The 10,569-nt window shown below is 58.7% G+C and carries 10 protein-coding genes; 3 read left to right on the top strand and 7 right to left on the bottom strand.

Features of this window, described 5'->3' with window-relative positions; all coding sequences use genetic code 11:
• Positions 1-137: 137 nt before the first annotated feature.
• From yjiA to ODQ19_RS25540, 3 genes are all read right to left on the bottom strand, one after another.
• Positions 138-1,094: a GTPase gene (gene yjiA / locus ODQ19_RS25550; RefSeq protein WP_330211555.1), complete on the bottom strand. Its 957-nt coding sequence runs from the start codon at positions 1,092-1,094 to the stop codon at positions 138-140.
• A 156-nt stretch (positions 1,095-1,250) separates the two neighbouring features.
• On the bottom strand, positions 1,251-1,448 hold the full coding sequence (locus ODQ19_RS25545; RefSeq protein WP_003194308.1) for a YbdD/YjiX family protein: 198 nt from the start codon (positions 1,446-1,448) through the stop codon (positions 1,251-1,253).
• Between the two features lie 15 nt (positions 1,449-1,463).
• Positions 1,464-3,530 carry a carbon starvation CstA family protein gene (locus tag ODQ19_RS25540; protein ID WP_003194310.1) on the bottom strand — a complete coding sequence of 689 codons (2,067 nt, stop codon included), beginning with the start codon at positions 3,528-3,530 and terminating at the stop codon, positions 1,464-1,466.
• 174 nt (positions 3,531-3,704) lie between these two features.
• Between ODQ19_RS25540 and ODQ19_RS25535 the strand changes: the two genes are divergently transcribed.
• Positions 3,705-4,073, top strand: coding sequence for a PilZ domain-containing protein (locus ODQ19_RS25535; RefSeq protein ID WP_116664957.1), 369 nt, complete (start codon positions 3,705-3,707; stop codon positions 4,071-4,073).
• A gap of 125 nt (positions 4,074-4,198) precedes the next feature.
• On the opposite strand, the gene radA is transcribed toward ODQ19_RS25535, so the two are convergent.
• From radA to katB, 3 genes are read right to left on the bottom strand one after another with little or no spacing between them, the layout of a single operon-like run.
• On the bottom strand, positions 4,199-5,575 hold the full coding sequence (gene radA, locus ODQ19_RS25530; protein WP_330211554.1) for a DNA repair protein RadA: 1,377 nt from the start codon (positions 5,573-5,575) through the stop codon (positions 4,199-4,201).
• Between the two features lie 35 nt (positions 5,576-5,610).
• The gene (locus ODQ19_RS25525; RefSeq protein WP_116664959.1) at positions 5,611-6,150 is read right to left on the bottom strand and encodes an ankyrin repeat domain-containing protein; all 540 of its coding nucleotides are present in this window, start codon (positions 6,148-6,150) and stop codon (positions 5,611-5,613) included.
• A gap of 56 nt (positions 6,151-6,206) precedes the next feature.
• Positions 6,207-7,748 (bottom strand): catalase KatB, encoded by a 1,542-nt coding sequence (gene katB / locus ODQ19_RS25520; RefSeq protein WP_330211553.1) that lies wholly within the window; start codon positions 7,746-7,748, stop codon positions 6,207-6,209.
• Between the two features lie 287 nt (positions 7,749-8,035).
• Between katB and mscL the strand changes: the two genes are divergently transcribed.
• On the top strand, positions 8,036-8,452 hold the full coding sequence (mscL, locus tag ODQ19_RS25515; RefSeq protein ID WP_019818024.1) for a large-conductance mechanosensitive channel protein MscL: 417 nt from the start codon (positions 8,036-8,038) through the stop codon (positions 8,450-8,452).
• Positions 8,453-8,493: 41 nt separating this feature from the next.
• On the opposite strand, the gene ODQ19_RS25510 is transcribed toward mscL, so the two are convergent.
• Complete coding sequence (locus tag ODQ19_RS25510; RefSeq protein WP_330211552.1) at positions 8,494-9,270, bottom strand: ferredoxin--NADP reductase; 777 nt, start codon at positions 9,268-9,270, stop codon at positions 8,494-8,496.
• 458 nt (positions 9,271-9,728) lie between these two features.
• Between ODQ19_RS25510 and ODQ19_RS25505 the strand changes: the two genes are divergently transcribed.
• Positions 9,729-10,439: a helix-turn-helix transcriptional regulator gene (locus ODQ19_RS25505; RefSeq protein WP_330211551.1), complete on the top strand. Its 711-nt coding sequence runs from the start codon at positions 9,729-9,731 to the stop codon at positions 10,437-10,439.
• Positions 10,440-10,569: the final 130 nt, after the last annotated feature.

Below are 10,569 nucleotides of genomic sequence, written 5' to 3'. Positions count from 1 at the left end.
GATTTCAATTTGAAACAGGGTCAAGTGTGGGAGCTGGCTTGCCTGCGATGGCGGTTGTGCAGCCAGCCCATCAGTGATTGACCCACCGCTATCGCAGGCAAGCCAGCTCCCACATTGGGGTGCATTTCAAGCCGGGTTCATTGGTAGACCCGCGCAAAGCCTTGGCGAATCTTGTCTTCCGGCAACTCATCGGCAATAAACACAATCACACTCTCCCGCGCCTCGCCCTCGGCCCATTCGGTATCCCAGTCGAAGCCATACAGCTTCAACACGCCCTGGAACACCATGCGTCGATCCTCCCCGGCAATATTCAGTACGCCTTTGTAGCGCAGCAGCTGCTTGCCGTGGTCCTCCAGCAGTTCGTTCATGAATTCGCTGAGGCGGTCGATATCCAGCGGCTGGTCGGTGCGCAGCACCAGGCTGGAAATACGGTCGACCGAAGGCGCTGCACTCACCGGGCGCAGGCTCATGCCGGCATTGAGGTTGAAGCCGCGCACGTCCAGCAATTGGGCCAAATCAATCTTGCCGTGGTCCACCACACGAATCGGCGCACGGCGGTTGATGCGGGTGAGGCGCTGGCTGAGGGCGTCGAAGCTGGCGTCGTCTACCAGGTCGCGTTTGCTCACCAACAGGCGGTCGGCAAAGCCGATCTGGGCCTGGGCGATGGTCTGGGTCAGGTGGTGCTCGGCGTGGGCCGCATCCACCAGGGTGATGATGCCGTCGAGGATATAACGCTCGCGCAGTTCTTCGTCGATGAAGAACGTCTGGGCCACCGGCGCAGGGTCGGCCAGGCCGGTGCATTCGATCACTAGCCGGTCGAAGGCGATCTCGCCGCTGTCCAGGCGTTCCAGCAGCAGGTACAGGGCTTTGGTCAGGTCGGTGTGGATGGTGCAGCACACGCAGCCGTTGGAGAGGGTCATGACTTGCACCGGCTCGTCGCCCAGCAATTGGGTGTCGATACCGGCGTCACTGAATTCGTTTTCGATCACGGCGATTTTCAAGCCGTGCTCGGCCTTGAGCAGGTGGCGCAGCAAGGTGGTCTTGCCGGCGCCGAGGAAGCCGCTGAGGATGGTGACGGGGATGGGAGAGGACAAAGAGATTCTCCTGAAAAAAGGGAACGCAAAAACAACTGTAGGAGCGAGCTTGCTCGCGAAGAACGTCAACGATAACGCGTGCTGTCTGGATGCACGTGGTGTCCTTGGGTTTTTCGCGAGCAAGCTCGCTCCTACAGGTAAGGCAGTTTTACCAACTTAGCAGCACTTGGGCCCACCCTTGCCGCCATAACGGGCTTCCTGGCGTTCCCGGAAGAACGCCTTGTAGTCCATCACCGGCTTGTCCGGGTGTTTGGTTTGCATATGCTCGACGTAGGTGTCGTAGTCGGGCATGCCGACCATCAGGCGTGCGGCCTGACCGAGGTATTTACCGAGGCGACTGATGTCATTGAACATGCTTGCAATCCTCGTTTACGCGTCCGGTACAGCCTGGAACGGGGCTTCTTTATCCGTACGCTCTTTGTTGCCCCAGGCGGCTACACCCACCTTGAGCGCATAGAACAGGATGCTGAACACCACGAACAGGAACAGCGCCGTCAGCGTTGCGTTGGTGTAGGCGTTCCAGATCACGTGCTGCATCTGGTCGATGCTCTTGGCCGGAGCCAGGATCTGGCCGTTAGCCAGGGCATCGCTGTATTTCTTGGCCAGCGACAGGAAGCCGATCGCCGGGTTGGCGTCGAATAGCTTGATGAAGCCCGCGGTGGTGGTGCAGATCAGCAGCCAGACAGCCGGCAACATGGTCACCCAGATGTAGCGCTGACGCTTCATTTTGATCAGCACAACGGTCGCCAGCATCAGCGCGATACCCGCCAGCATCTGGTTGGAGATACCGAACAGCGGCCACAAGGTGTTGATACCACCCAGTGGGTCGATCACGCCTTGGTACAGCAGGTAACCCCACATCGCCACACAACCGGCCGTCGCGATCAGGTTGGCGGTCCAGGACTCGGTGCGTTTGAGCGCAGGCACGAAGGAACCGAGCAAGTCTTGCAGCATGAAACGACCGGCGCGGGTACCGGCATCCACTGCCGTAAGGATGAACAGCGCTTCGAACAGGATCGCAAAGTGGTACCAGAACGCCATGGTGTTTTCACCTGGCAGCACACTGTGCAGGATCTGTGCGATACCTACCGCCAGCGTCGGCGCACCGCCGGCACGGGCCAGGATGGTGGTTTCCCCGATATCGTGGGCCACGGCAGAGAGCGCCTCAGGGGTAATTGCAAAGCCCCAGCTGCTGACGGTTTGCGCCACGGTGACCACGTCGGTGCCGACAATGGCAGCCGGGCTGTTCATGGCGAAGTACACGCCAGGCTCGATCACCGAAGCGGCAACCATTGCCATGATGGCCACGAACGACTCCATCAACATGCCGCCGTAACCGATGTAACGGGCGTGACTTTCACTGGCCAGCAACTTGGGCGTGGTGCCCGAAGAGATCAGCGCGTGGAAGCCCGAGACCGCGCCACAAGCGATGGTGATGAACAGGAACGGGAACAGGCCGCCCTTCCACACCGGGCCAGTGCCGTCGATGAACTGGGTCAGCGCTGGCATTTTCAGGTCAGGCATGGTGACCAGGATGCCAATCGCCAGGGCGATGATGGTGCCAATTTTCAGGAACGTCGACAGATAGTCGCGGGGCGCCAGAATCAGCCACACCGGCAGCACAGCGGCCACGAAACCGTAGCCGATGAGCATCCAGGTGATCTGAATGCCGGTGAAGGTGAACGCCTTGGCCCACACCGGATCAGCGGCAATCTGCCCGCCCAGCCAGATCGAACCCAGCAGCAACAGCACGCCGATGATGGAGATTTCACCGATGCGGCCCGGGCGGATGTAGCGCATGTAGATGCCCATGAACATCGCGATCGGGATGGTCGCCATCACCGTGAAGATGCCCCATGGGCTCTCGGCCAGGGCCTTGACCACGATCAGCGCCAGCACCGCGAGGATGATGATCATGATCAGGAAGCAGCCGAACAGCGCGATGGTCCCGGGAATGCGGCCCATCTCTTCGCGAACCATATCTCCCAGGGAACGGCCGTTGCGACGGGTGGACAGGAACAGGACCATGAAGTCTTGCACCGCACCGGCCAGCACCACCCCGGCAATCAGCCAGAGGGTACCGGGCAGATAGCCCATTTGCGCCGCCAGCACCGGGCCGACCAACGGGCCTGCACCGGCAATCGCCGCAAAGTGGTGACCGAAAAGAATGTGTTTGTTGGTCGGTACATAGTCCAGACCATCGTTGTTGACCACCGCAGGGGTTGCCCGCCGAGGGTCGAGTTGCATCACGTTGTTGGCGATGAACAGACTGTAGTAACGGTATGCAACCAGGTAGATGGCTACTGCAGCGACCACAATCCACAAGGCGTTGATCGCCTCGCCGCGGCGCAAGGCCACTACGCCCAGGGCGCACGCTCCTACAATTGCCAGCACCAGCCAGGGTAAGTGGCGTAGCAGGCTATTATTATTTTTCATTTTTATATTCCAGCCAGGGTGGACAGAAAGGACAGCCAGCCCGAGTTTAGCGCTACTGGCCTTAAAGACCAGCCCCCTACGTTGGTCTAGAGCCTTCAACCGTTAAAAAAAGCCGAAATAAACGCCCCTTGATGGCCCCGGGCTACACTCCTCCCATTCACAGAGGGCTATACCATGACCGAGCATGCGTCTGAACGTCGCCGTTTTCGCCGGATCGCCTTTGATGCCACTGCCGAACTTCGGCAAAACGGCAGCGAATGGCCGGTGAAACTGGTGGATCTGTCACTCAAGGGATTGTTGGTGGAACGGCCTGAAGGCTGGAAAGGGAATAAAGCGCTGCCCTTTGACGTCGACATACGCCTGGACCAGAAGACGCATATAAAGATGCAAGCGCGGCTGACCCATGAAGATCAGGGTCAATTGGGCTTTGTGTGCAAACACATTGATCTGGATTCGATCAGCCATTTGCGTAGGTTCGTTGAGTTGAACCTGGGTGATGAGCAAGAGCTGGAGCGCGAGCTGGGCGCCCTGCTGGAGATCTAGCCGCCAACGTACATCCAATGTGGGAGCGGGCTTGCTCGCGAATGCGGTCCTTCAGCCAATTATTAAATGACTGATACACCGCATTCGCGAGCAAGCCCGCTCCCACAAGGGTGGTCCGGCACTGGTTATTCGAACAGGGCATCCAACGCCTGCTCCAGCCGTGTCACAGCAATGATCTGTAACCCCGGCGGCGCCTCCTTCGGCGCATTGCCCTTGGGCACAATCGCGCGTTTGAAGCCATGCTTGGCCGCTTCCTTCAAGCGCTCCTGCCCACTCGGCACCGGGCGCACTTCACCCGACAAACCCACCTCGCCAAACACCAGCAAGTCATGGGGCAGCGGCCGGTTACGCAGGCTGGACATCACCGCCGCCATCAACGCCAGGTCCGACGCGGTCTCCAACACCTTGACCCCGCCCACCACGTTGAGGAACACGTCCTGGTCGTGGGTTGGAATGCCGCCATGCCGGTGCAGCACCGCCAGCAACATCGCCAGGCGATTCTGGTCCAGGCCCAGCGTGACCCGCCGTGGGTTGGCCAAATGGCTGTCATCCACCAGCGCCTGGACTTCCACCAGCATCGGCCGGGTGCCTTCCCACGTCGCCATCACCACACTGCCTGGGACTTCTTCCTGAGCGCGGGTGAGAAAAATCGCCGAGGGGTTAGAGACTTCTTTCAGCCCCCGGTCGGTCATGGCGAACACACCCAGTTCGTTGACGGCGCCAAAGCGGTTCTTCACCGCCCGCAGCAGGCGCAGGCGACCGTCGGATTCCCCTTCGAAATACAACACGGTGTCGACCATGTGTTCCAACACCCGTGGCCCGGCCAGTGCGCCTTCCTTGGTGACATGGCCGACCAGGAAGATCGCCGTGCCGCTCTGCTTGGCGTAACGCACCAGCAGCGCCGCACTTTCGCGCACTTGGGACACGCCACCGGGTGCCGATTGCAGTTGTTCGGTGAAAATCGTCTGGATCGAGTCGATGACCATGACCTTGGGCTTTTCGATGCGCGCCGTGGCGATGATGCTTTCGATGCAGGTTTCGGTCATGACCCGCAGTTGGTCCTGAGGCAAGCCCAGGCGCCGGGCACGCATGGCCACTTGCTGCTGGGACTCTTCGCCGGTGACATACAGCGCAGGCATGCGGCTGGCGATGCTGCACAGGGTTTGCAGCAGGATCGTGGACTTGCCGATGCCAGGGTCACCGCCAATCAATACCACCGAGCCGTCCACCAGGCCACCGCCCAAAACCCGGTCCAGTTCGCCGGAGGCGGTGGAAAAGCGCGGGATCTCTTCGACGCTGACTTCGGCCAAGGTCTTGATCTGCGCCTGTTGCCCGGTCCAGCCGGCACGGCCGGCACGGCCGGTGGGGGCCGCGGCACCGCCACTCTCGATCATGGTTTCAGTCAGGGTGTTCCACGCGCCGCATTCGGAGCACTGGCCCGCCCATTTGGGAAAGGTCGCGCCGCACTCCGTGCAGCCGTACATGCGCTTGGCCTTTGCCATGTGAGAACCTCCAACCGAAAAACCGCGATGATAGCTCAGCGCGACGCTGGGGTCCGGATTTCGCCCTTGGCTAAACGTGAAGCGCTGTTCCCGACCGGGTCTTCGGCGTTCAGATCGGCGCCTTTGGCTTGCAGCGCCCCCAACAACTCGACGCGCTTGAACAGCCCGGCGTACATGGCGGCGGTTTGCCCCGCGCCGTTGCGCTGGTCGGGGTTGCAGTCGGTGGCCAACAGGCGCTGGGCGATTTTCAGCTCGCCTTTGAAAATGGCGCCCATCAACGCCGTGTTGCCGCGCTTATCCTGCACACAAGCGTCGGCGCCGGCATCGAGCAGACGTTCCACATACGGGCCCTGGCCGTGATAAGCAGCCAGGATCAACGCGGTGTAGCCCTTGTCGTCCTGGGTATTGAGGCCGTAGCCGGACTCTATGAAGGTGTTGAGCATGTCGAGGTCGCCACGACGGGCGGCGTCAAAATAGTAATCCTGCAACTGCGCCTTGAGCGCCACCGGGTCGGGGGACTCGGCATGGGCGATAAAGGCCAGCATGCTCATCAGCAAACCGATAGAAATACGCATGGTGTCTCTCCTGCCAAAGGTCGACGCCCGTGAAGGCGCCGACCGCAACCAACGAATCAGTCAGTCAGTTTTTCCGCCAGCGCCTTTACGCGAGCCAGGTCGCCCTTGGCGACCTTGGCCACGCCGGTGCCGTATTCCGGATCCGCCTTGTAGAGGAACGACAGGATGATGTGCTTGCTCTCGTCATCGGTGGTGGCCAATGAGCCGCCGAAGTTGTTGATCAAGTCCTCACGCTCTTTCTTGGTGTAGGAACGGTACAGGTCACCCGCCTGCTTGAAGTTCTGCTCACGCTGGATCTTGGCCTGCTGGGTGCTGCCCGACAGCGGCGACTGGCTGTAGCGCGCGGTTTGCGGCTCTTCGCGTGGCAACAGGCGGCTTGGCTGGTAGTTCACGCCAGTGGTGGTCTTGCCGAAGTTCATCGCGCCATCCTGGTTGCCGTTGTTGACGGTGACCCGTGGAGCGTTGATCGGCAGTTGCAGGGCGTTCGCGCCCAGGCGGTACATCTGCGTATCGGCGTAGGAGAACACGCGCCCCTGCAGCAAGCGGTCTTCCGACGGCTCGATACCCGGTACCAGGTTGGCCGGGGCCATCGCGACTTGCTCGGTTTCCTGGAACACATTGGCCGGGTTGCGGTTCAGCACCATTTGCCCGACTTTGCGCTCGGGCACATTCGGCCAGATCTTGGTGGCATCCAGTGGGTCGAAATCAAACTTGGCCAGGTCCTCAGGCTTGAGTACTTGCACGTACAAGTCCCACTTAGGGAAGTCGCCTTTGTTGATGTGCGTGACCAAATCATTGGTCATATGGCTATAGTCACGCCCTTGCACCTCGGTCACTTGCTTGGGATCAAGGTTCTTGATGCCCTGCAGGCTCTTCCAGTGGAACTTGACGTAGTGCACTTCGCCTTTGGCGTTAATCAACTTGTAGGCATGTACACCATTACCGTCCATTTCGCGGTAACTGGCTGGGGTACCGGAGTCCGAGTACAACTCGGTCAGTGTACGAGTGGACTCTGGAACATGGGAGAAGAAGTCGAAACGGCGCGAGTCATCGTCCAGGTTAGTGCGCGGGTCCGGTTTAAAGGCATGGACCATGTCCGGAAACTTGATGGCATCGCGAATAAAGAACGTGGGGAAATTATTGCCGACCAGGTCCCAGTTACCTTCGGCGGTATAGAACTTGGTGGCGAAGCCCCGTGGGTCCCGCAGGGTTTCCGGCGAGTGGTTGCCGTGCACTACGGCCGAGAAGCGTACAAACACCGGCGTGGTTTCACCGGCGGCGAACACTTTGGCCTTGGTCAGGTCGCTGAGGTTGTCGGTCACGGTGAAGGTGCCATGGGCGCCCGTGCCGCGTGCGTGCACCACGCGCTCCGGGATGCGTTCGCGGTCGAAGCGCTGCAGCTTCTGGATCAGTTGCACATCCTGCAGCAACACCGGGCCATTGGCGCCGGCGGTCTGGGAGTTCTGGTTATCACCGACGTTGGCCCCGTTATCGCGGGTCAGGTTGGCGGCTTGCACAGAGAGGGAAAGCAGGCTGGCGGTCACCAGTGCCAGCGCATGGCGCGCCGACACGGGCCTGCGGCTGATTGGAGTGTTCATCGAGGTTTCCTCTGGTTTTTTTAGCGCACATTCTGTTGTGCTTGTCAGAGGCTAGTGACCTGCGAGTCAGAAGATAAATAGAAAAACACCACAGGCCCGATTAAGAAAAAAATCTGGTAACTCGCTGAAATAGCCGCTAAATCGCGCGCGATTGATGGCACTTTGCAAACTATTTGCGATTTGATGTGTCGATAAAAACCGACAGTGTTAACAGTTGTGTCGAGCAAGCGCTGTTCGACTGAATTACACTGACCTCCACCCTCCTCAACTGTAACAAGGAATAACCTATGGGCGTGATCAGTGAGTTCAAGGCCTTCGCGGTCAAAGGTAATGTGGTCGACATGGCCGTCGGTATCATCATCGGTGCTGCCTTCGGCAAGATTGTTTCCTCATTTGTAGGCGACGTGATAATGCCTCCCATCGGCCTGCTAATCGGTGGCGTGGACTTTGCCGATTTGGCCGTCACGCTCAAGGCAGCACAGGGTGATGTCCCCGCTGTGGTCCTGGCCTACGGCAAGTTCATCCAGAGCATCATCGACTTTGTGATCGTCGCGTTTGCAATCTTCATGGGCGTGAAGGCGATCAACCGTCTGAAGCGCGAAGAAGCCGTGGCCCCAAGCCTGCCGCCGACGCCGAGCAAGGAAGAAGTGCTGCTGGGCGAGATCCGCGATCTGCTCAAGGCACAGAACAACAAGCCGCTTTAACCGGCGGATGCAAAAAAGGCGCCTCGTAAGGCGCCTTTTTTCTACCAATAATTTTCCACCGCTACCTGGCCAGGCCGTCGGCTCAGGCTCAGTTGCATGTCCCGTCGCTTGAGCAACTGGCGCGTGTCATCAACCATCTGCGGGTTGCCGCAAATCAGTACACGCGAATCCTGCGCCGTCAGCTCCACGCCGGCGGCCCGCTCCAATTCGCCATTTTCGATCAAGGCCGTAATACGCCCGTTCAACGTGCCCGGATACCGCTTGCGGGTGACGATGGGGATGTAGGTGAGCTTGTGAGCGTATTCGGCCAGGTATTCACGCTCGCCCAGTGTGTTGATCAGCGACTGGTAGGCCAGTTCCCTGGCTTCCCGGGCGCTGTACACCAGGATGATGCGTTCGAATTTTTCCCAGGCTTCGAAGTCCTGCAGGATCGACAGGAACGGCGCAACGCCCGTTCCGGTTCCCAGCAACCATAGGTCGCGCCCGTCGACAAAGCGGTTGAGGGTCAGAAAACCGGTGGCCTGGCGCTCTACCAGCAAGGTATCGCCCACCTTCAGGCGGCTCAGTTCACTGGTGAACTCACCACCGGGGACCACGATGGAAAAGAAATCCAGATGCTCGTCAAACGGCGAAGACACGATGGAATAGGCACGCCAGACGGTGCTGCCATCCGCCTTGGTAACGCCCAGGCGCACGAACTGGCCGGCGGTAAAACGAAAACCGGCATCGCGGGTGGTTCGCAGGGTGAACAGGCTGGGGGTCAGCGATTGCACATCGAGCAGGGTCTGGCGGGTAAATTTCTCAGCACTGGCCGTCATGGGGGGCTCCGTTTTGCACAGGCCTTTAGTGTCCCTCAAAACAGACCGCGCAAACACCGATGATTGGTACTGGCATTTAAAATCGTCCAAGGTACGGGCAGCCACCTTGCGGGCGAGCCTGGCCGTTTTTGGCACAGTCACACGTGAACCCTGCGCGCCACCCTGGCACTAACTATTTGGCTATTAGCACGCTTCGCACACCTCACTAGATGAAACGGCACCCACGACAATATCATTTCAATATTACCTCCAAGCCATTAAGAATATTGAAGAAAAAAAAGCCGACAGACTCCCTTATACAAAGCCTAGAGCCTTGTACAAAACTGGCATATGAAAGAAATCCTATAGGTAAATTTTTTTTCAGACTCACTTGTAGGACTTACCCTACACTTGTTTTCGAGCTGCATTGGGGGATCAGGACGTACCCAAGTCACACAGAAACCTATGGAGAGTAACCGATGGTCAATTGGCGCAATACCCGGCTACCCAAGCTGGAAGGCGAGAGTGAGATAACCAGTGTGTTTGAAATGGTGATTAACCACACCTATGAGCTGGGTTTCGAATATTGCTCTTTTACGATGAGTTCCCAAACACAAGACACTAAAACAAAACTCATTCTATTCAATAACTATCCAAACGAATGGAGCCATATCTATAAACAAGCACACTACTTCGATGTAGACCCCGTTGTATCCCACTGCAAAAGTTCGGTACTGCCCATTCTCTGGGAGCCAAAAACCTTTACCAACACCCCCCAGCTGTGGGAGTTGGCCCAGTCATGCGGGGTGCATTTAGGCTGGACCCAAGCCGTGCATGATTTCCAGGGTGTATTCAGCATGCTGACCCTGGTTCGCAGCAAGGGCGAGGTCAGCCCTGAAGAGCTTTACGAAAAAGCCGGCCAGGTGTTGTGGCTTTGCCATGCGATGCATGCGGTGGTCGCGCAGAAGTACGCCGACGCACCCGACATCAAAGCGCCCAGCAAATTGACTGCCCGGGAAACGGAAATCCTCAAGTGGTCCGCGATGGGCAAGACTGCCTCCGAGATTGCCGCGATTCTTTGCCTGTCCGAGCGCACGGTGGGTTTTCATATCAGCAGTACCTTCAAGAAGCTGGGCGTGCATAACAAAATCCAAGCGGTGCTGCGCGCCGCTAAAGCCGGGCTGTTTTAGCCCACGCAAAACACCGCATGTCATCGCGTTGAAAAAAACGTAACATTTACGGCCAATTCTGAGTGTTGAGGGTGCGCTTTCCACGGTTGCCCCGCCGTTCGCTCAGAAGGTCCGTCGATTACCCAGAGCC

The organism is Pseudomonas sp. AM4(2022) (assembly GCF_036346515.1).
Taxonomy (GTDB): Bacteria; Pseudomonadota; Gammaproteobacteria; order Pseudomonadales; family Pseudomonadaceae; genus Aquipseudomonas; species Aquipseudomonas paracarnis.
This window is presented reverse-complemented; position numbering and strand designations above follow the sequence as displayed.